The sequence below is a fragment of the Fuscovulum sp. genome, assembly GCA_035192965.1.
Taxonomy (GTDB): Bacteria; Pseudomonadota; Alphaproteobacteria; order Rhodobacterales; family Rhodobacteraceae; genus Paragemmobacter.
Genome location: CP136571.1, coordinates 3,913,107 through 3,936,638, shown reverse-complemented (window position 1 = coordinate 3,936,638; position 23,532 = coordinate 3,913,107). Strand labels below are relative to the sequence as shown.

At 65.3% G+C, this 23,532-nt stretch carries 27 protein-coding genes and 1 tRNA gene; 16 read left to right on the top strand and 12 right to left on the bottom strand.

Translation table 11 applies throughout. The annotated features are described in order from the left end of the window. The first annotated feature begins 7 nt into the window (after positions 1–7). Positions 8–787: an amino acid ABC transporter ATP-binding protein gene (locus RSE12_19330; GenBank protein ID WRH62484.1), complete on the top strand. Its 780-nt coding sequence runs from the start codon at positions 8–10 to the stop codon at positions 785–787. A 95-nt stretch (positions 788–882) separates the two neighbouring features. On the opposite strand, the gene RSE12_19325 is transcribed toward RSE12_19330, so the two are convergent. Genes RSE12_19325 through argB form a run of 3 tightly spaced genes read right to left on the bottom strand, consistent with a single transcriptional unit; the run spans position 883 to position 2,920 of the window. Next, positions 883–1,386 (bottom strand): histidine phosphatase family protein, encoded by a 504-nt coding sequence (locus RSE12_19325; GenBank protein ID WRH62483.1) that lies wholly within the window; start codon positions 1,384–1,386, stop codon positions 883–885. Next, positions 1,383–2,039 (bottom strand): ferredoxin, encoded by a 657-nt coding sequence (locus RSE12_19320; protein WRH64873.1) that lies wholly within the window; start codon positions 2,037–2,039, stop codon positions 1,383–1,385. Before RSE12_19320 ends, RSE12_19325 begins: the two co-directional genes overlap by 4 nt. Before the next feature lie 2 nt (positions 2,040–2,041). Continuing rightward, positions 2,042–2,920 carry an acetylglutamate kinase gene (gene argB / locus RSE12_19315; protein ID WRH62482.1) on the bottom strand — a complete coding sequence of 293 codons (879 nt, stop codon included), beginning with the start codon at positions 2,918–2,920 and terminating at the stop codon, positions 2,042–2,044. Between the two features lie 138 nt (positions 2,921–3,058). Here argB and RSE12_19310 point away from each other — a divergent pair, with 138 nt between their 5' ends. Continuing rightward, complete coding sequence (locus RSE12_19310; GenBank protein WRH62481.1) at positions 3,059–3,790, top strand: SDR family oxidoreductase; 732 nt, start codon at positions 3,059–3,061, stop codon at positions 3,788–3,790. A gap of 137 nt (positions 3,791–3,927) precedes the next feature. Here the strand turns inward: RSE12_19310 and yihA are convergent, their stop codons facing one another. The 4 genes from yihA to ttcA all read right to left on the bottom strand — a co-directional run bounded on the left by yihA (position 3,928) and on the right by ttcA (position 8,167). After that, positions 3,928–4,581, bottom strand: coding sequence for a ribosome biogenesis GTP-binding protein YihA/YsxC (gene yihA / locus RSE12_19305; GenBank protein WRH62480.1), 654 nt, complete (start codon positions 4,579–4,581; stop codon positions 3,928–3,930). Beyond that, positions 4,578–5,327 carry an MOSC domain-containing protein gene (locus RSE12_19300; GenBank protein ID WRH62479.1) on the bottom strand — a complete coding sequence of 250 codons (750 nt, stop codon included), beginning with the start codon at positions 5,325–5,327 and terminating at the stop codon, positions 4,578–4,580. The genes yihA and RSE12_19300 overlap by 4 nt, the downstream gene beginning before the upstream one ends. Beyond that, complete coding sequence (gene yidC / locus RSE12_19295; GenBank protein ID WRH62478.1) at positions 5,324–7,159, bottom strand: membrane protein insertase YidC; 1,836 nt, start codon at positions 7,157–7,159, stop codon at positions 5,324–5,326. The genes RSE12_19300 and yidC overlap by 4 nt, the downstream gene beginning before the upstream one ends. Before the next feature lie 126 nt (positions 7,160–7,285). After that, a complete protein-coding gene (gene ttcA / locus RSE12_19290; protein ID WRH62477.1) occupies positions 7,286–8,167 on the bottom strand; it encodes a tRNA 2-thiocytidine(32) synthetase TtcA in 882 nt (293 codons plus the stop codon). 106 nt (positions 8,168–8,273) lie between these two features. On the opposite strand from ttcA, the gene RSE12_19285 reads away from it, so the two are divergent. Then, positions 8,274–8,828, top strand: a complete 555-nt coding sequence (locus RSE12_19285) for a DUF3833 domain-containing protein (protein WRH62476.1) — start codon at positions 8,274–8,276, stop codon at positions 8,826–8,828. A gap of 67 nt (positions 8,829–8,895) precedes the next feature. Here the strand turns inward: RSE12_19285 and yidD are convergent, their stop codons facing one another. Genes yidD through rpmH form a run of 3 tightly spaced genes read right to left on the bottom strand, consistent with a single transcriptional unit; the run spans position 8,896 to position 9,790 of the window. Further along, positions 8,896–9,171, bottom strand: a complete 276-nt coding sequence (gene yidD / locus RSE12_19280) for a membrane protein insertion efficiency factor YidD (GenBank protein ID WRH62475.1) — start codon at positions 9,169–9,171, stop codon at positions 8,896–8,898. Next, positions 9,168–9,614: a ribonuclease P protein component gene (gene rnpA / locus RSE12_19275; GenBank protein ID WRH62474.1), complete on the bottom strand. Its 447-nt coding sequence runs from the start codon at positions 9,612–9,614 to the stop codon at positions 9,168–9,170. Before rnpA ends, yidD begins: the two co-directional genes overlap by 4 nt. A 41-nt stretch (positions 9,615–9,655) precedes the next feature. Next, the gene (gene rpmH, locus RSE12_19270; GenBank protein ID WRH62473.1) at positions 9,656–9,790 is read right to left on the bottom strand and encodes a 50S ribosomal protein L34; all 135 of its coding nucleotides are present in this window, start codon (positions 9,788–9,790) and stop codon (positions 9,656–9,658) included. A 227-nt stretch (positions 9,791–10,017) separates the two neighbouring features. On the opposite strand from rpmH, the gene RSE12_19265 reads away from it, so the two are divergent. From RSE12_19265 to RSE12_19240, 6 genes are all read left to right on the top strand, one after another. After that, positions 10,018–10,764 (top strand): TVP38/TMEM64 family protein, encoded by a 747-nt coding sequence (locus tag RSE12_19265; GenBank protein WRH62472.1) that lies wholly within the window; start codon positions 10,018–10,020, stop codon positions 10,762–10,764. 2 nt (positions 10,765–10,766) lie between these two features. Further along, a complete protein-coding gene (locus RSE12_19260; GenBank protein ID WRH62471.1) occupies positions 10,767–12,200 on the top strand; it encodes an FAD-dependent oxidoreductase in 1,434 nt (477 codons plus the stop codon). A 284-nt stretch (positions 12,201–12,484) separates the two neighbouring features. Then, on the top strand, positions 12,485–13,834 hold the full coding sequence (locus RSE12_19255) for a HAMP domain-containing sensor histidine kinase (GenBank protein WRH64872.1): 1,350 nt from the start codon (positions 12,485–12,487) through the stop codon (positions 13,832–13,834). A gap of 65 nt (positions 13,835–13,899) precedes the next feature. Further along, positions 13,900–13,976: transfer RNA gene (locus tag RSE12_19250), tRNA-Arg, on the top strand. A gap of 197 nt (positions 13,977–14,173) precedes the next feature. Then, complete coding sequence (locus tag RSE12_19245) at positions 14,174–15,226, top strand: acyltransferase (protein WRH62470.1); 1,053 nt, start codon at positions 14,174–14,176, stop codon at positions 15,224–15,226. A gap of 98 nt (positions 15,227–15,324) precedes the next feature. Beyond that, positions 15,325–16,830, top strand: coding sequence for an aldehyde dehydrogenase (NADP(+)) (locus tag RSE12_19240; GenBank protein WRH62469.1), 1,506 nt, complete (start codon positions 15,325–15,327; stop codon positions 16,828–16,830). A 237-nt stretch (positions 16,831–17,067) separates the two neighbouring features. Here RSE12_19240 and RSE12_19235 read toward each other — a convergent pair whose 3' ends face one another. Then, the gene (locus tag RSE12_19235) at positions 17,068–17,949 is read right to left on the bottom strand and encodes a DMT family transporter (protein WRH64871.1); all 882 of its coding nucleotides are present in this window, start codon (positions 17,947–17,949) and stop codon (positions 17,068–17,070) included. A gap of 13 nt (positions 17,950–17,962) precedes the next feature. Continuing rightward, entirely contained in the window at positions 17,963–18,847 is an 885-nt protein-coding gene (locus RSE12_19230; protein ID WRH62468.1) for a LysR family transcriptional regulator, read from the bottom strand. Positions 18,848–19,181: 334 nt separating this feature from the next. On the opposite strand from RSE12_19230, the gene ffh reads away from it, so the two are divergent. From ffh to rimM, 7 genes are all read left to right on the top strand, one after another. Continuing rightward, positions 19,182–20,678 carry a signal recognition particle protein gene (gene ffh, locus RSE12_19225; GenBank protein ID WRH62467.1) on the top strand — a complete coding sequence of 499 codons (1,497 nt, stop codon included), beginning with the start codon at positions 19,182–19,184 and terminating at the stop codon, positions 20,676–20,678. Then, the gene (locus RSE12_19220) at positions 20,675–21,217 is read left to right on the top strand and encodes a GNAT family N-acetyltransferase (protein WRH62466.1); all 543 of its coding nucleotides are present in this window, start codon (positions 20,675–20,677) and stop codon (positions 21,215–21,217) included. The genes ffh and RSE12_19220 overlap by 4 nt, the downstream gene beginning before the upstream one ends. After that, positions 21,214–21,717 carry a GNAT family N-acetyltransferase gene (locus RSE12_19215; GenBank protein ID WRH62465.1) on the top strand — a complete coding sequence of 168 codons (504 nt, stop codon included), beginning with the start codon at positions 21,214–21,216 and terminating at the stop codon, positions 21,715–21,717. The genes RSE12_19220 and RSE12_19215 overlap by 4 nt, the downstream gene beginning before the upstream one ends. After that, positions 21,714–22,241 carry a GNAT family N-acetyltransferase gene (locus tag RSE12_19210; protein ID WRH62464.1) on the top strand — a complete coding sequence of 176 codons (528 nt, stop codon included), beginning with the start codon at positions 21,714–21,716 and terminating at the stop codon, positions 22,239–22,241. Before RSE12_19215 ends, RSE12_19210 begins: the two co-directional genes overlap by 4 nt. Further along, a complete protein-coding gene (locus tag RSE12_19205) occupies positions 22,238–22,534 on the top strand; it encodes a chorismate mutase (protein WRH62463.1) in 297 nt (98 codons plus the stop codon). Before RSE12_19210 ends, RSE12_19205 begins: the two co-directional genes overlap by 4 nt. Positions 22,535–22,586: 52 nt before the next feature. Then, positions 22,587–22,940 (top strand): 30S ribosomal protein S16, encoded by a 354-nt coding sequence (gene rpsP / locus RSE12_19200; GenBank protein ID WRH62462.1) that lies wholly within the window; start codon positions 22,587–22,589, stop codon positions 22,938–22,940. A 78-nt stretch (positions 22,941–23,018) separates the two neighbouring features. Then, positions 23,019–23,531: a ribosome maturation factor RimM gene (gene rimM / locus RSE12_19195; protein WRH62461.1), complete on the top strand. Its 513-nt coding sequence runs from the start codon at positions 23,019–23,021 to the stop codon at positions 23,529–23,531. Position 23,532: the final 1 nt, after the last annotated feature.

Genomic DNA, 23,532 nt, shown 5'->3' with positions numbered 1-23,532 from the left:
TTGACCCATGTCTGAACAGGCCATTGACCGATCAAAGATGACGATCTCGGATGAGGTTGCCATCCGGATTGCCAGCATGAACAAGTGGTACGGGACGTTCCACGTGCTGCGCGACATCAACATGACCGTGCAGCGCGGCGAGCGGATTGTGATCTGCGGACCGTCGGGTTCGGGGAAATCGACCCTGATCCGCTGCATCAACCGGCTGGAGGAACACCAGCAGGGGCAGATTGTGGTGGATGGGACGGAGCTGACCAACGACCTGAAGAACATCGACAAGGTTCGGTCCGAGGTCGGGATGGTGTTCCAGCATTTCAACCTGTTCCCGCATCTGACGATTCTGGAAAACTGCACGCTGGCACCGATCTGGGTGCGCAAGGTGCCGAAGAAGGAAGCCGAAGAAACCGCGATGCATTTCCTGCGCAAGGTGAAGATCCCCGAGCAGGCGAACAAGTATCCGGGGCAATTGTCGGGCGGGCAGCAGCAGCGGGTGGCCATCGCGCGGTCGCTGTGCATGAAGCCGCGGATCATGCTGTTTGACGAACCGACCAGCGCGCTTGATCCGGAGATGATCAAGGAAGTGCTGGATACCATGATCGAGCTGGCCGAAGAGGGGATGACCATGCTCTGCGTGACCCACGAAATGGGTTTTGCGCAGGCGGTGGCGAACCGGGTGATCTTTATGGATCAGGGCCAGATCGTGGAGCAGAACGAACCCAAGGAGTTCTTCAACAACCCCAAGAGCGACCGGACGAAGCTGTTCCTGTCGCAGATCCTGGGCCACTGAAGGGCAGAGCGCGGAATGCGAAAGGGGGTGCCGGTTGGCACCCCCTTTTGGTTTGGCGGGACGCGTGGTTCGCGCCAGGGATGGTTAAACGATCGTCAGGCGACGATTTCGCTGGGGATGATGAAATCATCCACCACACCCGTGCCGAAGGTGACATCGGCCCAGTTCGCGACGTTGAAATCCGCCACCAGCGTGGCCCCGGTGGGGTAGCGGCTGAATTCCGGGTTGTGCGGGGCCTGTGCCACCAGACGGGCGGCAAATTCTGCGATGCCGGGGTTGTGGCCGATCATCATCACGCAATCGCCCTTGGCATGGCGCAGAACGGCCAGCATCACATCGGGGCCGGCGTGATAAAGCGCGGGTTTCAGTTCCAGCACCGGCGTGCCGGGCAGGGCGGGGGCGATCCCGCTCCAGGTCTTGCGGGTGCGCAGCGCATCGGAACAGAGCACCTCATCCGGGACATAGCCGCGCGAGGCGAGCCATTGGCCCAGATCGGCGGCAGCGGCCTTGCCGCGTTCGTTGAGCGGGCGGTCGTGATCCGGGGTGAGTGGATCATCCCAGCTGGATTTCGCGTGGCGTGTCAGGATCAGCCGCTTCATCGTGGTGTTTGCCCCCCGTGGAATCGGCGCATGTGATAGGCCGACTGTTCGGGAAGTCTTGCATAGCGTTGCGACAGGGGGCAAGCGCGGCGGACGATGCAGCCCGATTCCATGCAATCCGCGCCGGGGGCGGTGTCGAGGAAGGCGTGGCAGGCGGGGACGTCATAGCCGTTGGCGGTGAGGGCCTGCGTTGGGCAGGCCGTCAGGCAGGGCTTGGCGCAGGTATCGCAGGGTTTTTCCGGTGGCGGGGGAAGGGCGAGGTGGTCTTTCAGGGCGAGCGCGCCCCGGAAGCTGACCATCAGGCCCTGGTCTGCGTGGACGAGCAGGCGAACCGGGCTGTCCCAAGTGCGGCCCGTGCGCAGCGCCCATTTGTAGAAGGGGTGGTAGGGCGGGCCACCAAAAGGAAACAGCGCCTTGGCCCCCAGATCACAGGCGAGGCGGCCAATGGTGCGGCGCGACCAGCGGTCGACAGGATCGGGTTCGCCGTCCAGCCATTCGGGTTGTGCGGTGAGGTGGGGCCAAAAGCCGGGTTCTGCCGGACCGAGGAGGAGAAGGGTCTGGGTGCCGGGCGGGGTGGCGTCGTCCGCGCCCGGATGGAAGCCGCCCAGCACGGTGAGGTGATGGGCGGCGAGGGCGGGTTGAAGATCGTCCAGCGTCACCGCTTTACGCGCGGTTTGACGCGGGGCTCGGTAGAGCGGATCTGCGATCCGGCGCCGTGATCGGTGAACAGTTCCATCAGGCAGGCATTGGGGACGCGACCATCGAGGATGGTCACGGCGCGGACGCCTTCGGCCAAAGCGGCCAGCGCGGTTTCCGTTTTGGGGATCATGCCGCCCGCGATCACGCCATCGGCTGTCATCTGGCGAACTTCTTCGGGGGTGATCTGGGTCATCACCTCGCCCGACGCGTTCTTGACGCCTGCGACATCGGTGAGCAGGAGCAGGCGGTCGGCCTTGAGCGCGCCGGCGATGGCCCCGGCGGCGGTGTCGCCGTTGACGTTGAAGGTTTCATTGTCGGCCATGCCGGTGGCGACCGGGGCCACGACGGGGATGATGCCTGCGTTGTAGAGATCGCGCAGCACCTGCACGTTCATCTCAACCGGGCGGCCCACAAAGCCCAGTTCGGGATCGTCGGCCTCGCACACCATAAGATCGTCGTCCTTGCCGGAAATGCCCACGGCGCGGCCGCCGGCATCCATGATGGCCTGAACGATACGCTTGTTCACCAGACCGGACAGGATCATTTCTACCACCTGCACGGTGGCCTTGTCGGTGACCCGCTTGCCGCGCACGAAGTTGGATTTTATGCCAAGCTTTTCAAGCATTTCATTGATCATCGGGCCGCCGCCATGGACGACCACGGGGTTCACGCCAACCTGCCGCATCAGCACGACGTCGCGGGCGAATTCGGCCATGGCGGCATCGTCGCCCATGGCGTTGCCGCCGAATTTCACGACCACCACGGCATCGGCATAGCGTTGCAGATAGGGCAGGGCTTCGGACAGCATCTTGGCGGTGTTGGCGGCGTCAGACATGGTGCTCGTTTGCAGTTTCATGGGGCCCCCCGGATCAGGTTGCGTCTTGGTAATGCGTGATGCCGCGCCTGCCAAGCGGCAATGGCTTTCCGCCGACAAAGCGGCGAAGATGGGCGGAAGAGACAGGTGGTGAATCGGATGGCAGAGCAAAAAACCCTCGTGTTGACAGGGGCTTCGCGTGGGATCGGGCATGCGACGGTGAAACGGTTTTCGGCTGAAGGCTGGCGGGTGCTGACCTGTTCGCGCCATCCGTTTGATGAGCGCTGCCCCTGGCCGGGTGGAGAGGAGAACCATATCCAGATCGATCTGGCCAGCCCCGACAAGACCATCGCCGCCATCGAGACGATAAAAGCCAAGATAAACGGGCGGTTAGATGCGCTGGTGAACAATGCGGGGATCAGCCCGAAAGGCGAAGGGGGCAAGCGCCTTAACACTTTGGAAACCGATCTGCGGACCTGGGGGCAGGTGTTCCATGTGAACTTTTTCGCGTCGATCGTGCTGGCGCGGGGGTTGCAGGCGGAACTGTCGGCGGCGCGGGGGTGTGTGGTGAATGTCACCTCTATCGCGGGAAGCCGGGTGCACCCTTTTGCGGGGGCGGCCTATTCCACATCCAAGGCGGCGCTGGCGGCGTTGACGCGGGAAATGGCCCATGATTTCGGGCCGTTAGGGGTGCGCGTCAATGCCATTGCGCCCGGCGAGATCGAGACGGCGATCCTGTCGCCGGGGACGGACAAGATCGTGGAGCAGTTGCCGATGCAGCGGCTGGGCCAGCCGCGCGAAGTGGCGGATGCGATCTGGTTTTTGTGTTCCGATCAGTCGTCCTACATTTCCGGCGCGGAGATACAGGTGAACGGCGCGCAGCATGTGTGAGGGCTGTGCAGCCGCCGGTGCAGATGGCGGTGCAGACGGGCGTGCATACAAATTCGGGCAGAGTCGCGCGGGCGAAACTGGTTAACGGTGCGCGGGCGGGGAGGTGACATCAGCCCCGTCCCGCCGCCTTGCAGCGGTCACTCCAACGTGGCGATGATGGCGCGGAGGGTTTCGATGCCGTCGCCCTTTTCCGACGAGGTGACCACCAGTTCGGGATAGGCGGCGGGGTGTTTGGCCAGCGCGGCCTTGACCTGCGCGATAGAGGCCTCGCGCGTTTCTGCATTCACCTTGTCGGCCTTGGTCAGCACGCATTGGAAGGTGACGGCGGAGCGGTCGAGGAGGGTGAGAATCTCTTCATCTACCGCTTTCACCCCGTGGCGCGTGTCGATCAGCACGAAGGCGCGGCGCAGGGTCTGGCGGCCAGCGAGATAGGCCTTCAGGAGTTCCTGCCACTTGCGGACGACGGCGACCGGGGCTTCGGCATAGCCATAACCGGGAAGGTCGGTCATGTAGCGGTTTTCGCCAAGGGCGAAGTAGTTGATTTCCTGCGTGCGGCCCGGTGTGTTGGAGGCGCGGGCGAGGGTTTTGCGGCCTGTCAGGGCGTTGATCAGGCTGGATTTGCCGACGTTGGAGCGGCCGGCGAAGCAGACCTCAAGCCGGTCGGCAGGGGGCAGGCCGGACATGGCGACCACGCCTTTGACGAAGGTGACGGGGCCTGCGAAGAGCAGGCGGCCCGCTTCGCGCGCCTCATCCGATGCGTCGGGGGCGAGGGAGAATTGCAGGCCGGTCATGCGAGGGTCCATTCATCGCCTGTGGCGATGGTGCCGGGTTGCAGGACGGTGGCGTAGAGGCCGAAATCCTGATGCCCGTAGTTGCGTTCAAGGGCGCCGAGCGTATCGGCGTTGCTGTGGCCGGTGGCGGGTTCGACGGTGGTGGCCATGCAGCGGGTGATGCGTTCCTGCAGATGCAGGATGGCGGTGCCGATGCGGATGTCGCGGCCGACCCAATCCCATTCGGCCCAAGCGGGCGCGCCGTCGAGCCAGAGGTTGCCGCGCCAGCGGTGGATTGAAAGATCCTGCCCGATGCGTGTGGACAGATCGGCAAGGGAGGCGAGGTTGAGGATGGAGATGGAGGGGAAATCGCTGTCGGTCATGCCGCGACCGGCGGTGACGATGCGGGTGGGCTGGGCGCGTTTTTCCGGGTTCAGCGGGCGGACCCAATCCAGAAAGCGGGGCGTGTCAGCGGCATCGTCGGGGCGGAAGGTGATCTCGCCCCGGTCGGGGTGGCGCAAGGTGACGGTGGCGGTTGTCGTGTCCAGTTCGGATTCGATGGCCATGAGGGCATAGGCCTTGGCCCCGCGTGCGAAGTTCACGCAAGGGTTCCAGCCATCGGTCAGCTTGGCGGCATCGTGGGCCACCGCCCAGAGCCTGTCCCATGGCAAGCATTCGCCCGCAGAAAGACGAACGGACGCGAGCATCTCGCGTCCGTGTCCCTTGATCGGGTGGCGGCAGATATGGGCCAGCCGCCCGCCTGTCATTTCTTGCCCTTCTTGGATTTGTCGGCCACGGGGACCGGTTCCTTTTTCTTCATGCCCGATTTGATGTTGCCAAAGATATCCGGCTTGTGGCCGTGGCTGCGCATGATGAGATATTGCTGCGAGAAGGTGATGATGTTGTTCGTGATCCAGTAGACCACGAGACCCGAGGCAAAGCCGCCCAGCATGAACATGAAGATCCAGGGCATCCAGGCAAAGACCTGTTGCTGGATCGGGTCGGTGGGCGCGGGGTTCAGCTTCTGTTGCAGCCACATGGTGATGCCCAAAAGGATGGGCAGGATGCCGATGAAAATCAGCGCCATGAAGCTGCCCTGCACGGGTGCATCCCAGGGCAGGAGGCCGAAGAGGTTGAAGATCGAGGACGGATCGGGGGCCGAAAGATCGGTGAGCCAGCCGAAGAAGGGGGCGTGGCGCAGTTCGATCGTGACGAAGATCACCTTGTAGAGCGCGAAGAAGATCGGGATCTGGATCAGGATCGGCAGGCAGCCCGCAGCCGGGTTGACCTTCTTGTCCTTGTAGAGCTGCATCATTTCCTTTTGCAGCTTTTGCTTGTCTTCGCCCGCGCGTTCCTTGAGCGCCTCAAGCTCTGGCTGCAATTCCTTCATCTTGGCCATGCTGACATAGGATTTGTAGGCCAGCGGCAGGACGAGGAATTTCAGGAAGAAGGTCAGGCCGATGATGGCGAGGCCCATATTGCCGATCATGGCGTTGAGCCAGTGCAGCACGGCGAAGATCGGCTTGGTCAGGAAGAAGAACCAGCCCCAGTCGATGGAATCGATGAAGCCTGCAATGCCGAGGTCTTTTTCATAGGCGCGGATCGTGGCCCATTCTTTGGCACCGGCGAAGAGGCGGACAGAGGAGGTGACGGTGGCCCCAGCGGCCAGTTCCTGCACGGGTTTGCGGGTTTCCGTCTGGTAGATGTTGGCGCCCGGAACGTATTTGGTGACGGCCGTGAACGGGGTGCCCTGTTCGGGGATCAGCGTCGTCATCCAGTATTTGTCGGTAAAGCCGATCCAGCCATCGGTAGTGGCAGAGACGACTTCGGCCTGCGCGCCTTCGCGTTCGACGACGGGGAGTTCCATCAGATCGTCGTATTTCTGTTCGGTCAGGGTGCCATCTGTGCGGCTGACCATGCCTTCGTGCAGCACGAAGAAGTTTTGCAGGCCGGTCGGCTGGCCGTGGCGGGCGACGATGCCATAGGGGAAGAGCGAGACAGCGGTGCCGCCAGCGTTCTGGACCGTGTCGGTGACGGTGAACATGAAGTTGTCATCGACCGCGATTTCGCGCGTGAAGGTCATGCCCTTGGTGTTGGACCAGGTGAGCGTGACGGGGGCGCCCGGTGACAGGGTGCCGCCTTGGGCGATGCGCCATTCGGTTTTCGCGCCCGGCACATCATCGGCGGTCAGGCCGGTGCCCGGACCCCAGCCGAAGACGGCGTAATAGGGGTGGGCTTCGCCCACGGGTGAAAGCAGGCGGACGATGGGGGAGTCGGGTTCCAGCGTTTCCTTGTAGCTTTTCAGCGACAGGTCATCGATCCGGCCCCCGAGCAGCGAGATGGAGCCCACCAGTTCCGGGGTGTCGACCGTCAGGCGCGGGGCTTCGGGCAGGGGTTCTGCGGCCTCGGCCGTGGCGGTGGCGGTCGCGGTGCCTTCGGGCGTGGCGGCGGTTGCCGGTGCCTCGGTCTGGGTGATGGCCGCAGGGGCGTTGGGATCGACCGGCGGCGCTTCGGGCGGCGGGAAGAGCACGAACCATACGAGGATCACGACGAAGCTCAATACGGTTGCGAGGAGGAGGTTCTTGTTCTGATCTTCCATAGGGAGAGACTGCCGCCAATGGTGGAAATGAGTCAGGCCTGCTTCAACAGAAGGGGGGGCGAAAGGTCAAGGCCTTTCGCCTGTGCGTGCCGGGGGCAGCCGGGAAAGTTGATCGGCGCGGGCGTGTCAGCGCAGGGCGGGGGGAAGGCCGGTATCGACGTCGGCGGGGGCGTCGGTGGGGGCCATGCCGGGGGCGAGCGAGAGGAAGTCGAACAGCGCAGGGTCGGCCAGATGCGAGGGGCGGACGTTCATCAGCGCGCGGAACATGATCTGGCGGCGACCGGGGGAACGGGTTTCCCAGTCATCCAGCAGCTTTTTGACCTGCATGCGTTGCAGCCCTTCTTGCGAGCCACAAAGATCGCAGGGGATGATGGGATAGTTCATGGCGCGGGCGAACTTTTCGCAATCCGCCTCGGCCACGAAAGACAGCGGGCGGTAGAGCATCAGATCGCCGTCCTCGTTCAGCAGTTTGGGCGGCATGGCGGCCAGGCGGCCGCCGTGGAAGAGGTTCATGAAGAACGTCTCGAGGATGTCATCGCGGTGATGGCCGAGGACGACGGCGGAGCAGCCCTCTTCGCGGGCGATGCGGTAGAGGTTGCCCCGGCGCAGGCGCGAACAGAGCGCGCAATAAGTGCGGCCCTGCGGAACCTTGTCCATCACGATGGAATAGGTGTCTTGATATTCGATGCGGAGGGGGACGCCCATTTTCGTGAGAAATTCAGGGAGCACCGTGGCGGGGAAGCCGGGCTGGCCCTGATCGAGGTTGCAGGCGAGCAGATCGACAGGAAGAAGGCCGCGCCATTTGAGTTCGTACAGGACGGCGAGAAGGGTATAGCTGTCCTTGCCGCCCGAGAGGCAGACAAGCCAGCGGTCGCCCCGGTTGACCATGCCGTAGGTTTCAATCGCTTCGCGCGCCTCACGCACGATGCGTTTGCGGAGTTTCTTGAACTCGGTCGTCGAGGGCGCGCCGTGGAACAGCGGGTGGATGTCGTCGAGATCGTCCAGCATGGGGTTGCTTTCACGCCAATGTGCAGGATGGCTATGCCAGAAGGGCGCGCGCGCGGCAATCCGGCAGGGGTTGTGGCGCGTATTACGGGAAATGGGGGATGGTGTGATGGCAAAGCGGATGATGCGGGCGGGGATGATGCTGGGGGCGCTGGCGGTGCTGGCGGCCTGTACGGGCAAGCCGTCGCTGGAGGATCCCTCGCTGTCGACCCGCGAGCTGGAGCTGGAAGAGTTCTTTGATGGGCGGCTGGTGGCCTATGGCCAGTTTCAGGACATTTTCGGCACGGTGCGGCGGCAGTTCGTGGTGAATATCCAAGGCGATTGGGACGGGCAGCGGCTGCGGCTGGTGGAGGATTTCGTCTATGAGGACGGATCGACCGAACAGCGGGTGTGGACCTTGCGCAAGACAGGCGAGGAGACCTGGGAAGGCACGGCGCCCGGCGTGATCGGGGTGGCCAAGGGGGTGGAGAAGGGTGACCGGTTCAACTGGCAATACACCATCGACCTGCCGGTGCCTGCGGCGGATGGCACGGCCGAAACGCTGCGGGTCACGTTCGATGACTGGATGTGGTTGCAGAGCGAGGACCGGCTGTTCAACCGGGCCTATATGAAGCGCTTCGGCGTGGATATTGGGGATGTGTCGATCAGTTTCGAGAAGTTGTAAGGGGACGATTTTTCTGCGAAAAATCTGGGACTGGTGGCGCTGCGCAGGGCGATTTTTCTGCGAAAAATCAGGGTTGATCCTTCCGTGAAGGATCAGCGCTGCGGCGGTCATGGTCCGGGTCTGATCCCGGCACGGGATCGTAGCCGTGCCCGCCCCAGGGGTGGCAGCGACAGATGCGGTGGGCGGTGAGATAGCCGCCCTTCAGGCCGCCGTGGCGTTCCAGCGCCTCAAGCGCGTAAGCGGAACAGGTGGGCTGAAAGCGGCAGCCGTGGCCGACCCAGGGCGAGAGCACCAGACGATAGGCGCGGACGGGCAGCGCGAGGACGCGGGCGAGCGGCGTCATGGTTTGGGGGCGGGCGCGCGGTCGCGGTGGACGCTGTGCAGCGCGGTGGCAAGATCGTCGAGCAGGTCGGTGAAGGCGCGGGTGACCGTCGCCTCGGGCCGGGCGACGAGGACGTAATCCCAGCCGGGGCGCGCGAGGGCGGGCAGGACTTGTTGCGCCACGGCGCGCAGGCGGCGCTTGGCACGGTTGCGAAAGACGGCGTTGCCGATTTTCTTGGACGCGGTGAAGCCGAGGCGAATGTCGGGGCTGCCGTCATCGCGGTTGCGGGCTTGCAGCAGGAAGCCGCCCGTGCCTTGCCTGCGGGCCGATGCGGCGCGCAGGAAATCGGCGCGTTTGCGCAGGGTCTGGGGTTTTGGTGCGGTATCCGCGCAAAAGGAAACCGCCGGGGGAACCCCGGGCGTTTCGGCATTGCCGCTTTTGCCCGTATCCCTCGGCGGTGTCATGGCGTCACCTTTTGTCGGCCCGATTGGCGGGCCGGGAAGGATCAGGCGGACAGCTTCTTGCGGCCCTTGGCGCGGCGGGCGGCCAGCACAAGGCGACCACCTTTGGTTGCCATGCGGGCGCGGAAGCCATGGCGGCGGCTGCGCACCAGGTTCGACGGTTGGAATGTACGCTTCATTGCGGCTCTCCGTAGCGGTCAGGCTGCGCAAACCCGATGGATTCGAGCGCCATATTATTCGAAGCCCGGTCTTTACGGGCGGTTTCGGTGCAAGTCAACGCAAGGCGGACCGATTTTCTGCAACATTTCGCAGCCTGATGGGCGGGGAATGTTGCAAAGGGGGGGCTTGGGTTCAATGCGGCGTGATGCGGCTGGCGGGAAGGGGGGGATTTGGCCATGGTCGGGGCATGGAAAAGACCGATGCCCCCCGCCCCGTGCCCGATGCCCCCAAAAACCGGGGGCGGATGATTCCCGCGCTGATCTTGTTGGGGGTGGCGATTGTGGGGGCGGTGTTCCTGCGCGACAGCCTGACCTTTGACGCGCTGGCCGCGCATCGGGAGACGCTGCTGGCGTATCGCGATGCGCATTACGGGTTGGCGGTGGTGGCCTTTGTGCTGGCCTATGTGGGGATCGTGGCCTTTTCCCTGCCGGGGGCGACGGTGGCCACGCTGACGGGCGGGTTCCTGTTCGGGCTGTTTCCGGGCGTTTTGTACAACCTGACCGGGGCGACGTTGGGGGCGGTGCTGCTGTTTCTGGCCGCGCGCGCCGGATTCGGCGCTGGGCTGGCGGCCAAGATCGAGATGCAGGGCGGCAAGGTGGCCAAGCTGCGCGCGGCGCTGGCGCGGAATGAATGGGAAGTGCTGTTCCTGATGCGGGTCACGCCCATCGTGCCGTTCTTCATGGCGAACCTGATTCCGGCGCTGCTGAATGTGTCGCTGTTCAAGTTCGTGGTGACGACGGCGTTGGGGATCGTGCCGGGGGCTTTGGTCCTTACCTCTGTGGGTTCAGGGTTGGGCGATGTGTTCGCGACGGGTGGGACGCCGGATTTCGGCGTGTTTCTGGAGCCTTATGTCATCGGGCCGATCATCGGGCTGGTGGCGCTGGGGCTGTTGCCGATGGTGGTGCGCGCCCTGCGGCGGAAAGAGGAGTTGTGAGCGTGCCAGAGAACAAGTCGGTGATCAGGACGGATATCTGCGTGATCGGGGCCGGGTCTGGCGGGCTGTCGGTGGCGGCGGGCGCGGTGCAGATGGGCGCGCGGGTCGTGCTGATCGAGGGCGGCGAGATGGGCGGGGATTGCCTGAATGCGGGCTGCGTGCCGTCAAAGGCGCTGATTGCCGCGGCAGAGGCGGCGCAGGCGCAGCGCGGATCGGCGCGGTTCGGCATCGCGGCGGTGGAGCCTGCGGTGGATTTCGGCGCGGTGAAGGATCATGTGGCGGCCGTGATTGCGGGGATTGCGCCCGTGGACAGCCAAGAGCGGTTTGAGGGCTTGGGCTGCGTGGTGATCCGGGATTGGGCGCGGTTTGTATCGCCCAAGGCGGTGGAGGCGGGGGGCAAGCGCATTGTGGCGCGGCGGTTCGTGATTGCCACGGGGTCGCGGGCGGTGGTGCCGCCTGTGCCGGGGATCGACACGGTGCCCTATCTGACCAACGAGTCGGTCTTCAGTCTGCGCGAGCGGCCGGAGCATCTGCTGATTCTGGGCGGCGGGCCGATTGGCATGGAAATGGCGCAGGCGCATCGGCGGCTGGGATCAGCGGTGACGGTGATCGAGGCGGGGCGCGCGCTGGGCCGGGAAGACCCGGACGCGGCGGCGGTGGTGTTGGACCGGCTGCGGGCCGAGGGCGTGGAAATCCGCGAGGGGCAGGGGCTGGTACGGATCCGGGCGCTGGAACCGGGGGTGGAGGCGGTGCTGGCCGATGGCACGGTGATCGCGGGGACGCATCTTCTGGTAGCGGCGGGGCGCAAGGTGATGCTGGAGGGGCTGGGGCTGGAGGCCGCTGGCGTTGCGCATGACGCCAAGGGTGTGATGGTGGGGCCGAACCTGCGGTCAACCAGCAATGGCCGCGTCTTTGCGGTGGGTGACGCGGCGGGGGGCGCGCAGTTCACCCATCTGGCGGGGTATCATGCGGGCATCGTGATCCGGCAGGCGGTGCTGGGCCTGCCTGCCAAGGTGCGGACGGATCATATCCCGCGCGTGACCTATACCGATCCGGAACTGGCGCAGGTGGGGCCGAGCGAGGCAGAGGCGCGCAAGACATGGGGTGACAAGCTGACGGTGAGCCGCGCGGAGTTTCACCACAATGACCGCGCGCAGGCGATGCGGGCGGGCGAGGGCTTTGCCAAGGTGATGGTCGTAAAGGGCCGCGTGATCGGGGCCACGGTGGTTGGCCCGCATGCGGGCGAGGTGCTGGCGCCGCTGGCGCTGGCGGTATCGGCGAGGATGAAGGTTGCCACATTGGCCGGGGTGGTGTTGCCCTATCCGACATTGGCGGAGATCGGCAAACGCGCGGCGGGAACCTATTTCACGCCAAAGCTTTTTGATAACCCTGGGTTGAAGCGTTTTGTGGGGCTGGTGCAGCGTTGGCTGCCCTGACCGCCGGGCGGCGCGCCCGTGGCGGGCGGTGCATTTTGGGTATTTGGGCCAAGATGAAGGGGCTGGGTGCGCCAGTATCCTTGGACTGAGCAGGCGCAGATTGAGGTGGTGCGCAGATTGATGCCTTGTTGCGGCATATGCGGACCTTAGGGGTTGCGGGCGAGCAAGGGCGATGCGTATTTCAATAGTTGTAGACAAGGGGCGGGGTTTTCGTGCGGATCGGGCGGGGCAGGTTTCTGAACACGCTGTCTGGGCGTTTCCTGCTGCTGACGGTGGCCTTTGTCATGCTGGCCGAAGTGCTGATCTTTGTGCCCAGCATCGCGCGGTTCCGGGCGGATTACATGCTGCTGCGGCTGGAGAAGGCGCAGATCGCATCGCTGGCGCTGCTGGCGGCAGATGATGCGACAGTGGGGGCAGAGCTTGAGACCGAACTGCTGAAGAATGCCGAAGTGTTCAACGTGGTGCTGCGGCGCGATGAGGTGCGGCAGTTGGTGTTGTCGTCGCCCATCCCCGCGCCGATCCATGACACGTTCGATCTGCGGATGGCGGGGCCGTGGGAATTGATCCGCGATGCATCTGTCGTGCTGGCCGATCCCGAGAACCGGATCATCCGGGTGATCGGCAACCCGGTGCAGGATGCGGGGCTCTTGATCGAGATCACGATGGAGACCGGGCCGCTGCGGGTGGCGATGATCGAATACGGGCTGCGGATCCTGTTCCTGTCAGCGCTGATTTCGGTCGTGACGGCGTTTTTGCTGTTTCTGGCGGTGCAGCGGTTGCTGGTGGTGCCGATCCGGCGGGTGGTGCAGCATATGACCGCCTATGCCGAAGCGCCCGAGGATGCGCGGCGCGTGATCGCGCCTTCGGCCGAGGTCGAAGAGTTGCGCGTGGCGGAAGAAGCGCTGGCCTCCATGCAGACGCAGTTGACCGGCGCGTTGCGGCAGAAGGAGCGGCTGGCGCAACTGGGCGGGGCGGTGGCCAAGATCAGCCATGACCTGCGCAACATCCTGACCACGGCGCAATTGTTTGCCGACCGGCTGGGGGCGAGCGCCGATCCGGCGGTGGCGCGGGCCGCGCCCAAGCTGGTGGGATCAATCTCGCGCGCGGTGAGCCTGTGCGAATCGACACTGGCCTTCGGCAAGGCCGAAGAGCCGCCGCCGACATTGAAGCGGTTCGCGCTGCGCCTGCTGGCCGATGATGTGATCGAAGGCGAAGGTCTGGCGGGCGAGGAATCGCTGGTGGCCTTTTTGAACGATGTTCCGGCGGGGTTGGTGATCCGGGCGGATACGGAACAGCTTTACCGCGTGCTGTCCAACCTGGTGCGCAATGCGCGGCAGGCCATCGAGGCGACGGGGCAGGGCGGGACCATCGAAATGTCGGCGGGCGAGGATGAGCAGGATTGGTGGATCCGGGTTGGCGATACCGGGCCGGGCCTGCCGCCACGCGCCAAAGAGCATCTGTTCGAGGCGTTCCAAGGCGGCGCACGCAAGGGCGGCACGGGGCTTGGACTGGCCATCGCGGCTGAGCTGGTGCGCGGCCATGGCGGGCGGCTGGAACTGGCACGCAGCGATGCCGAGGGGACGGAGTTCCAGATCCGCCTGCCCAAGCGGCTATCGCCCGGCGATGCGGAATGAGGCCGTTGCCTTGCGTTTTTTCCCTTGCACCCCCGAATGACCGGGGCTAAACGCTGCCCCACGATGGACCCGTAGCTCAGCTGGATAGAGCATCAGACTACGAATCTGAGGGTCGGGCGTTCGAATCGCTCCGGGTCCGCCATCCTACCGACTGACGACCGTTCAGAATCGGATGAGATGTTGAACAAGCAAGCCAGAATGAAGATTGCCTTGGGTGGCCTGATGCGCGGTTTTCCGGCATGGGCGCGTGGCGTGGGGCGTTGGCCGTTGCAGGCGATGACGGCACGGGCGAGGAATGGGTTTCGAATTTTTGCCCCATTTCCCGGTTAGCCGATCCTGATGCCCAGAATTCATTCCATTGATGTGCTGAAGTTGATCATCGCCGCGGGTGTGGTCTGGGCGCATGCGACGCTGCTGACCTTGCAGGGGGGCGTGGTCGCCTATGTCCTTGGGCAGGGGCTGGTGCGGACGGTGGTGCCGACATTTGCGGTGGTTTCGGGATTCCTGTTCCATTCGACCTTTCACCATGGCCGCGCGCGGGCGTGGTTGATCCGGCTGGGCTTGTTCTATCTGCTGTGGACCGTGCTGTATTTGCCGGTCTGGTGGCCGCAGGACCCGACGCTTGGCACGGTGGTGCAGGACCTGATCTTCGGGCCGATCCATCTGTGGTACATGGCGGCGCTGATGCTGGCGCTGGTGGTGTTGCGGGTGGTGCTGCTGCTGGCGGGGGATGATCGCCGGGGGCGGCGCTGGCTGATCTGGCTGGGGCTGATCTTTCTGCTGTGCGGCACGACGTTGCAGGGCGTGGATTTCTTTTCAGACGCGACCTTGTCGATGCACACATGGCGCAACGGGGTGTTCTTCGAGTTCCCCTTTGTGGTGATCGGCTATCTGGTGGCCGACCGTATCCGCCGGCGCGGGATGGGCTGGTTGCCGAGTGCCGGGCAGGCCTGGGCGGTGCTGGGCGGGCTGGCGCTGCTGCGGCTGGGCGAGGCGGCGCTGTCGCTGGATCTGTTCGGGCTGAGCATCTTTGCGCCGCCGGAGTTTCCGTTCCTGACGGCGGCTTTCGCGTTGATGATCCTGCTGGTGGCGCTGCGCACAGAGGTGCCGCCCGTGCCTGTGAACATCGCCTTTCTGTCGATGATGATCTATTTTCTGCATTTCATTGTGCTGCTGGCGGCGTTGCGGCTGGGCGTGACGCAGATCTGGGCGCTGATGGGGCTGGGGCTGGGTTTGCCAGTGCTGGCCGGGCTGTTCTTGCTGGGGATGGGGCAATGGCTGCATGGGCGGATGCCTGCGGCCTGGCATCGGCGGCTCTATGGCAGTGCCGGGCTGAAGGGCGGGATGGACCCCACCCTTGCGGCGGGTGAAACCGAACCCCGGCGCGGCTAGGGCAGGGCGATCGGTCGGTCCGGCCTTTTCCTTGGGCGGATAAGCTGGCATTTGGGCTTTGAACGCGACGTGCAACGCATTGCAGAAGAGGCCGGGCCATGCTGAACGGAAAACATCTGATTGCCGGGGAATGGGTTGGGGGCGGGGCGACCTTCACCTCGACCCCTGCAAGCGGGGCGGGGCAGGTCTTTGCCAGCGGCGGCGCCGCCGAGGTGGACCGCGCCGTGCAGGCAGCGGAAGCGGCGTTCTGGTCCTATTCCGCGCTGACGCGGGCCGAGCGCGCGGCGTTTCTGGAGCGGGTCGCGGATGAGATCGAGGCGCGCGGCGCGGAGTTGACCGCCATCGGCACCGCCGAGACCGGCTTGCCCACAGCGCGGCTGGAGGGGGAGCGGGGGCGCACCACGGGGCAGCTGCGGCTGTTCGCGCGGCATATCCTGTCAGAGGCTTTCCTTGACCTGCGCCATGACGCGGCGTTGCCCGATCGCCAGCCTTTGCCGCGCCCGGATATCCGGCTGATGCAGCGCCCGGTGGGGCCGGTGGCGGTGTTCGGGGCGTCGAACTTTCCCTTGGCGTTTTCCACGGCGGGGGGCGACACGGCCTCGGCCTTGGCGGCGGGGTGCCCGGTGGTGGTGAAGGGGCATCTGGCCCATCCCGGCACGGGCGAGATCGTGGCGCAGGCGGTGGCGGCGGCTGTGGCGGCCTGCGGTGTGCATCCGGGGGTGTTCAGCCTGATCCAGGGGGTCGGCAATGATCTGGGCGTGGCGCTGGTGACCCATCCGCTGATCACGGCGGTCGGGTTTACCGGATCGCTTGCGGGTGGGCGGGCGCTGTTTGATCTGTGCGCGCGGCGTGATGTGCCGATCCCGTTCTATGGCGAATTGGGGTCGGTGAACCCGGTGTTCCTGCTGCCGGCCGCCTTGGCGGCGCGGGGGGCAGCGGTGGCTAAGGGCTGGGCCGGGTCGCTCACGATGGGGGCGGGGCAGTTCTGCACCAATCCCGGTATCCTGCTGGTGATCGACGGGCCGGAGGCGGAGGGCTTCGTCGCCGCCGCGCGTGAGGCGCTGGCGGCAGTGGCCGCGCAGGTGATGCTGACCGAGGGCATCGCATCGGCCTATCGCGCCGGGCGCGACCGGATCGCGGCGGTGGGCGGCGTGCGCGATGTGCTGCACACGCCTTGCGACGGCCGCAGTGCGACGCCCGCGCTGTTCGAGGTGACGGGGAAAGACTGGCTGGCCAATCACGCGCTGGGCGAAGAGGTGTTTGGGCCGCTGGGCCTGATCGTGCGGGTGGCGGATTTCGCGCAGATGGAGGCGGTGGCGCGGTCCTTGGAGGGGCAGTTGACCTGCACCTTGCAGATGGACGACGCCGACACCGATCTGGCGCGGCGGCTGATGCCGGTGCTGGAGCGCAAGGCGGGGCGGGTGTTGGCCAATGGCTTCCCCACTGGTGTCGAGGTTTGCGAGGCGATGGTCCATGGCGGGCCTTACCCCGCCTCGACCAGTTTCGGCGCGACGAGTGTGGGGACCATGGCGATCCGCCGCTGGCTGCGCCCGGTAAGCTATCAGAACCTGCCCGAAGCGCTGTTGCCTGCCGAGTTGCGCTGATCTTATTGCGCGGGCAAGGCCGGGGCGGCCTTGCCCGCAAGACCTTTGTCTCGCCTGCGCGCGTGCCGCGCTTCGGCTCGGGCGCGGGGGTTCCACCCCCGGACCCCCGGGGATATTTGCGGCAGAGAAGAGGGGAATTCGTGCTGCTTGATATCTTCTCTGGAAAAATATCCTCGGGGGGTGAGGCGCGCAGCGCCGAGGGGGGCAGACGGCCCCCCTGCACCGCCGGGGCCGTGATCAGCCTTCGTCTTTTAGAAGCAGCAGCAGGGCAAGGATGGACAGCGCGACACCGCCGAGGATGAGGGCGGGGGGCGCGCTGCGGCCCAGGGCGATTTCCCACAGGATCACCCAGCTTGGCACCAGATAGGTATAGGCCATGACCTTGGCCGCCGGCAGGTGCAGGGTGGCGAATTGCAGCAGAACGAAGGTGGCGGCGCTGGCGAAGACCGCCGTATAGACCAGTGTGATCCAGACGATGGCCGGCAGGGCGGGCCAATCGGTGGCAAGGATGGCAGGCGCGCCGGCCACGGTCAGGATCAGCCAGCCTGCGATCATCATCCCGAAGGTGAAGACCACGGCGGGTTCACCACGGTTGAACTTGCGCACGAGGGGCGCATAGAGCGCGTGGGCGACGCAGCCTGCGAAATAGATCACCTCGCCCGTGCCGATTTGCAGGGCCAGCAAGCGCTGGGGATCGGCGCGGAAGATCACCCAAAGCGCGCCCACTGCCCCGATGGCCAGTGCAAGTGCCATGCGGCGCGTCAGGCGCTGGCGCAGGGTGAGCCAGCCGAACCCCGCCGCCAGCGCCGGGGTCAGGGTGAAGACAGCGGCGGTAGAGACGGGTTCGGCGGTTTTCAGGCCTTGGAACATCAGCACGAAATAGGCAGCCAGCAGAGCGCCGAGGATCAGGTAGCGCCACGGGGCCTGCGCCGCGCTGCGCCGGATGCCGGTGGTGGCAAAGGCTGCGGCACCCACAATCGCGCCCGCCAGCAGGAAGCGGAGCGCCGACAGCGCCAGCGGGTCGATCAGCGGCGCCGTCATTGCGCCAAGGCTGAACGACCCTGCCACGAGGGCCGAGAAGGTGAGCATCGCCAGATGCCCGCGACCTTGGTCTGTCAGGGTCACGCCGCGCTCATACCGACCAGGATTTTGCTGCGTCCTTCAGGACGGTGAGGAAGGCCTGCACCTTGCGGGTGCGGTGCAGATCGACATGGGTGACGATCCACAAGGGCGCATCCCATTCGGGGCGGGGGGGCATGATCTCGACCAGGTCGGGGTCATTGGCGGTCTTGAAGGCCGAGAGAAAGCCGATGCCGAGCCCGGCACGGATGGCGGCTTCCATCGCGGCCATTTCGGTGGCGCGGAAGCGGATGTTTTCAGGCGGGACGATGGCGCGGAGCCAGCGGTTGAAGGGCGCGCGGCTTTCGGCGCTGTCATTGCCGACGAAGCTGTGGGCGATGAGGTCGGCTTCCGAGGCGGGCAGGCCGTGGCGTTCGACATAGCTGCGCGCGGCGTAAAGGCCGGTGCGCATGCGGACGAGGGGTTGGACCACGTTGTCGGGTTCTTCCGGTGCGGCACCGGCGCGGATGGCGACATGCGCCTCGCCATAATCCAGGCGGAAGACGCGCATATCGGTGAGGAAGCGCAGGATCACGGCAGGATATTCGGTCTGGAACCGCGCGAGGATGGGGACCAGCAGATCGGCCACGCCCGAGATGGAGGTGATGACGAGTTCGCCCGCCACCGTTTCGCCGATGCCTTTGATGCGAGAGGCCAACTGGGCGAATTGTTCATCCGTGGTCTGGGCGACTGACAGCAGGTCATGCCCGGCCTCGGTCGGGGTGTAGCCCCGCGCGTGGCGCTGGAACAGGCGGGTGCCGAGGCGCTTTTCCAGCGCGTCGATATGGCGGATCACGGTGGCGTGGTGGACCCCCAGAACCTCGGCCGCGCCGGAAACAGTGCCAAGGCGCGCCACCTGATAGGCGGTGCGAATTTCATCCCAGGTATCAATGCCCATAGCTGTGCGTCCGTGAACAATGTGAGGGTTAATCTGGCGGCGATGCACAGGGGATTGCAAGAGGCAATTCCCGGTTGCGCGGGCTGGTGCGGCTGAGCGTGGGCCTGGGGGCGGGCCAGAGGGCGGGCCAGAGGGCGGGGTTGACTCGGCGGGCGGGTGGGCGTATCGCCCCCGGTAATTCCCCGGAGGCCTGCGCTTCCGGTCCCGTCGCATATGCGGGGATCGCCATCCGTCAGCGCGTTGCGCCCACGGGTGCCTTTTCGCTTTGCGTGGGTCACAATTCCGCTGCCGGACCCCCATATCCGGTTTTTCGCAACGAACCCGGAGGGTCGCCATGTTCGAGAGCCTGTCAGAACGCCTTGGTGGTGTTTTCGACCGCCTGACCAAGGCCGGGGCGTTGAGCGAGGCCGATGTCGTGACCGCGCTGCGCGAGGTGCGGGTGGCGCTGCTGGAGGCGGACGTGTCGCTGCCTGTGGCGCGGGATTTCGTCAAGCGGGTGCAGGACAAGGCCACGGGCGTGGCGGTGACCAAGTCGGTCACGCCGGGGCAGATGGTGGTGAAGATCGTCCATGACGAGCTGATCCGCGTTCTGGCCGGGGATGGCGAACCCGATGCGCTGAAGATCGACAATCCGCCGGCCACGATCCTGATGGTGGGTTTGCAGGGGTCGGGGAAGACCACGACCACGGCCAAGCTGGCCAAGCGGTTGAAAGAGCGTAACGGCAAGCGGGTTCTGCTGGCCTCGCTCGATACCAACCGCCCGGCCGCGATGGAGCAGTTGGCCATCCTCGGCGCGCAGATCGGCGTGGACAGCCTGCCCATCGTCAAGGGCGAGTCTGCGGTGCAGATTGCCAAGCGCGCCAAGACGCAGGCCAATCTGGGCGGCTATGACGTGCTGTTCCTGGATACCGCCGGCCGGTTGCACATCGACGAAGTGCTTATGGACGAGGTGCAGGCGGTGCGTGACATCGCCCAGCCGCGCGAAGTGCTGCTGGTGGTCGATGGCCTGACGGGCCAGGACGCGGTGAATGTGGCGACCGAGTTCGACGGCAAGGTCGGCATTTCTGGCGTGGTGCTGACGCGGATGGATGGCGACGGGCGCGGCGGTGCCGCACTGTCCATGCGGGCGGTGACGGGCAAGCCGATCCGGTTCGTCGGTCTTGGCGAGAAGATGGACGCGATCGAGACCTTCGAGGCCGATCGCGTGGCGGGCCGTATTCTTGGCATGGGCGACATTGTCGCGCTGGTCGAGAAGGCGCAGGAGACGTTCGAGGCCGAGCAGGCAGAGCGCATGATGAAACGGTTCCAGAAGGGGCTGTTCAACATGAACGATCTGCGGATGCAGCTGGAGCAGATGGTCAAGATGGGCGGCATGCAGGGCCTGATGGGCATGATGCCCGGCATGGGCAAGATGCAGGCCGCTGCCGCCGAGGCGGGCATCGACGACAAGATGCTGAAGCGGCAGATCGCGCTGATTCAGGCGATGACCAAGAAGGAACGCGCCAATCCCGACATGTTGCAGGCGAGCCGGAAGAAGCGGATCGCGGCAGGGGCCGGGCTGGACGTGGCCGATCTGAACCGGCTGCTGAAGCAGCACAAGCAGATGGCCGAGATGATGAAGAAGATGGGCAAGGGGGGCATGATGAAGCAGGCCCTCAAGCAGATGATGGGCAAGGGCGGGCTGCCGGATCCCAGCAAGATGACGCCCGAACAGCTGGAAGAAGCGGCGCGCGGGATGAAGCAGGGCCTGGGTCAGGGCGGCGGCTTCCCCGGGATGCCGCGCGGGATGAGCCTGCCTTCGGGCCTGTCTGGGCTGATGAAGAAGAAATGACCCTGCCTGCTGCGCCCCAGCTGACCGGACTGCCCGTTCTGGAGACAGAGCGGTTGGTGCTGCGTGGGCCGCAGGCATCTGATTGGCCGGTGTTTCGTGACTATCGCCTGTCGCCGCGCACCGTGTTCACCGGTGGGGTGAAGAAGCCGCATGAGGCGGCGGAGCAGTTCGCGTCATTCTTTGGGCATTGGGTGCTGCGCGGGTTCGGGCGGCTGATCGCCGAGTATCGCGCGACGGGGCAGCCCGTAGGCCATTTCGGGCCGATGCAATGGGAAGACGGCGGCGAGGTGGAACTGACCTGGTCGCTGTGGACGGCGGCAGCCGAGGGCCGGGGGCTGGCCACCGAGGCCGCGCTTGCTCTGCGCGACTGGGTGTTCGGGCGGCTGCGGTTGCCGATGGCGGTTGCGATGGTTCATCGCGACAATGCCGCATCGCATGCGATTGCGCGGCGGCTGGGCGGGCAGGAAATCGCGGGCCGCGTGCCGGCCTGGGTTGAGGTCGGATCGGTTTATCGCTTCGGGCCGGAGGGGCAGGCATGATGGCCCCGACCTTGCATACTGAGCGCCTGACGCTGAGGATGCCGCGCCTAGAGGACTTTGAGCCTCGGGCGTCCTTCTATGCGTCAGATCGGTCGGTCTGGGAGGGCGGGCCGCTGTCGCGCATCGAGGCGTGGCGCATCTGGGCTTCTGAAGTGGGGCTTTGGCCGCTGCGGGGCTATGGTCCGTTCACTGTCGAGGTGGGCGGGGCCTATGTCGGCGAAGTCGGCATCTATCAGGCCGAGGATTATCCGGGGCCGGAACTGGGCTGGTTCGTCGTGCCCGAGGCCGAGGGGCGCGGCTACGCGCTTGAGGCTGCGCGGGCCGTGATGGGCTGGGTGCGGCGGAGCTTTGGCTGGGACGAGATCACCAACATCATTGATCCGGGCAATGCGCGATCCATCGCGCTGGGCCTGCGGCTGGGCGGGCGAATTGATCCGGCGCGGCCGGGGATCGACCCGGGCGATGTGGTGATCGTGCATGATCTGCGGGGGATGGCGTGACCTTGCCCTTTGATATCCCGACGCTGACGACCGAACGTCTGACGCTGCGCGAACCCCGCGAGAGCGATCTTGAGGCGATTGTCGCCTTTGGCGAGTCGGAGCGCACCGAATACATCGGCGGGAAGCATGACCGGATGGGGGCTTGGCGCATCCTGCTGGCCGGGATCGGGCATTGGGCGCTGCGCGGCTATGGGTTCTGGGCTGTGGAAACGCGGGATGGCGATTTCGTCGGGCGCGTTGGCGTGATCAAGAACGATGGCTGGCCTGAGCCGGAATTGGCGTGGCATCTGTTCGACGGGTTCGAGGGGCGCGGCTATGCCCATGAGGCCGCCTTGGCCGCACGCAAACATGCCTATCGGGCCTGGGGCATGGGGCCGCTGATTTCGATGATCGCCTTCGAGAACATCCGTTCCATCGCGCTGGCCGAACGGCTGGGCGCGATATTCGAAGGCCGGAACGAGGGGCGCGTGCGCCCTTATGGCATCTGGCGGCATCCCGCCCCTGACAGCGAGGTTCACGCATGACCGACGCCGCCACCCGCGCCGCCACCCTGCTGGCAGAGCATCGCGACAGCATCGACCGGCTGGATGCGATCCTCGTCTACACGCTGGCCGAGCGGTTCAAGCACACGCAGCAGGTGGGCCGGCTGAAGGCCGAGCATGACCTGCCCCCCAGCGATCCGGCGCGCGAGGCGCGGCAGATCGAACGTCTGGAACGGTTGGCCCAAGAGGCCAATCTGGACCCGGAGTTCGCCAAGAAATTCCTGACCTTCATCATCAGCGAAGTCATCAGGCATCACGAGAAACTACAGAAATAACCCATGAAGCTGCGCAGATGCGCGGCCTATGATACCCAAGGAGAAGACGATCATGGCTATGAAAATCCGACTGGCCCGTGGCGGTTCCAAGAAGCGCCCGCACTATTCCATCGTGGCGACCGACTCGCGCATGCCGCGCGATGGCCGTTTCCTGGAAAAGCTGGGCACCTATAACCCGCTGCTCGCCAAGGATGACGAGAACCGCGTGAAGATGGACATGGACCGCATCAAGCATTGGATCGGTCTGGGCGCGCAGCCGACCGACCGGATCGCACGGATGCTGGAAGCAGCTGGCGTGATGCCGAAGAAGGCCCGCAGCAACCTCAAGGCCGCTGTGCCGGGCAAGGCCATGGCCGAGCGTGCCGCCAAGAAGGCCGCCCGCGCTGCTGCACCTGCGGAAGAATAAGACCATTTGCCGGGGGGGCCGCGTCTGTGGCCCCCCCGGACTTCCCTTTTCGCAGTTCCAGCCCCTTGGTGAATGACCATGACGCGACCTGACCGCATCTGTGTCGGTGCCATAGCCGGTTCCTTTGGCGTGCAGGGAGAGGTGCGCCTGAAGAGTTTCTGTTCCGACCCCGAGGCGATTGCGGGCTATGGCCCCTTGTGGACCGAGGATGGCAAGCGGTCTTTCACCGTGAAGCTGACGCGGGCCAATGTATCAGGCGGGTTGGGGGTGCGGCTGTCCGGCGTTCTGACCAAGGAACAGGCGGATGCCCTTAAGGGCACGCAGCTGTATGTCGACCGGGACCGGTTGCCGTCGCTGCCGGATGACGAATTCTATCATGCCGATCTGATCGGATTGACGGCGCAGGATACCGGGGGTGTCGTGCTGGGCACGGTGCGGGCGGTGCACAATCACGGCGCGGGTGATCTGCTGGAAATTCTTGGACCGGGGATGAAGGCAGCGCTTTTGTTGCCCTTCACACTGGCCGTGGTGCCGACGGTTGATCTGGCGGCGGGGCGGATCGTGGTCGATCTGCCCGAAGAAACGGAATAGT

Bases quoted from the DNA above. Each gene is read 5' to 3' on its own strand.
- RSE12_19330 (WRH62484.1), top strand. From the start codon at position 8: ATGTCTGAACAGGCCATTGACCGATCAAAGATGACGATCTCGGATGAG.
- RSE12_19325 (WRH62483.1), bottom strand. From the start codon at position 1,386: ATGAAGCGGCTGATCCTGACACGCCACGCGAAATCCAGCTGGGATGAT.
- argB (WRH62482.1), bottom strand. From the start codon at position 2,920: ATGTCTGACGCCGCCAACACCGCCAAGATGCTGTCCGAAGCCCTGCCC.
- RSE12_19310 (WRH62481.1), top strand. From the start codon at position 3,059: ATGGCAGAGCAAAAAACCCTCGTGTTGACAGGGGCTTCGCGTGGGATC.
- yihA (WRH62480.1), bottom strand. From the start codon at position 4,581: ATGACCGGCCTGCAATTCTCCCTCGCCCCCGACGCATCGGATGAGGCG.
- RSE12_19300 (WRH62479.1), bottom strand. From the start codon at position 5,327: ATGACAGGCGGGCGGCTGGCCCATATCTGCCGCCACCCGATCAAGGGA.
- yidC (WRH62478.1), bottom strand. From the start codon at position 7,159: ATGGAAGATCAGAACAAGAACCTCCTCCTCGCAACCGTATTGAGCTTC.
- ttcA (WRH62477.1), bottom strand. From the start codon at position 8,167: ATGCTGGACGATCTCGACGACATCCACCCGCTGTTCCACGGCGCGCCC.
- RSE12_19285 (WRH62476.1), top strand. From the start codon at position 8,274: ATGGCAAAGCGGATGATGCGGGCGGGGATGATGCTGGGGGCGCTGGCG.
- yidD (WRH62475.1), bottom strand. From the start codon at position 9,171: ATGACGCCGCTCGCCCGCGTCCTCGCGCTGCCCGTCCGCGCCTATCGT.
- rnpA (WRH62474.1), bottom strand. From the start codon at position 9,614: ATGACACCGCCGAGGGATACGGGCAAAAGCGGCAATGCCGAAACGCCC.
- rpmH (WRH62473.1), bottom strand. From the start codon at position 9,790: ATGAAGCGTACATTCCAACCGTCGAACCTGGTGCGCAGCCGCCGCCAT.
- RSE12_19265 (WRH62472.1), top strand. From the start codon at position 10,018: ATGGAAAAGACCGATGCCCCCCGCCCCGTGCCCGATGCCCCCAAAAAC.
- RSE12_19255 (WRH64872.1), top strand. From the start codon at position 12,485: ATGCTGGCCGAAGTGCTGATCTTTGTGCCCAGCATCGCGCGGTTCCGG.
- RSE12_19245 (WRH62470.1), top strand. From the start codon at position 14,174: ATGCCCAGAATTCATTCCATTGATGTGCTGAAGTTGATCATCGCCGCG.
- RSE12_19240 (WRH62469.1), top strand. From the start codon at position 15,325: ATGCTGAACGGAAAACATCTGATTGCCGGGGAATGGGTTGGGGGCGGG.
- RSE12_19230 (WRH62468.1), bottom strand. From the start codon at position 18,847: ATGGGCATTGATACCTGGGATGAAATTCGCACCGCCTATCAGGTGGCG.
- ffh (WRH62467.1), top strand. From the start codon at position 19,182: ATGTTCGAGAGCCTGTCAGAACGCCTTGGTGGTGTTTTCGACCGCCTG.
- RSE12_19220 (WRH62466.1), top strand. From the start codon at position 20,675: ATGACCCTGCCTGCTGCGCCCCAGCTGACCGGACTGCCCGTTCTGGAG.
- RSE12_19215 (WRH62465.1), top strand. From the start codon at position 21,214: ATGATGGCCCCGACCTTGCATACTGAGCGCCTGACGCTGAGGATGCCG.
- RSE12_19205 (WRH62463.1), top strand. From the start codon at position 22,238: ATGACCGACGCCGCCACCCGCGCCGCCACCCTGCTGGCAGAGCATCGC.
- rpsP (WRH62462.1), top strand. From the start codon at position 22,587: ATGGCTATGAAAATCCGACTGGCCCGTGGCGGTTCCAAGAAGCGCCCG.
- rimM (WRH62461.1), top strand. From the start codon at position 23,019: ATGACGCGACCTGACCGCATCTGTGTCGGTGCCATAGCCGGTTCCTTT.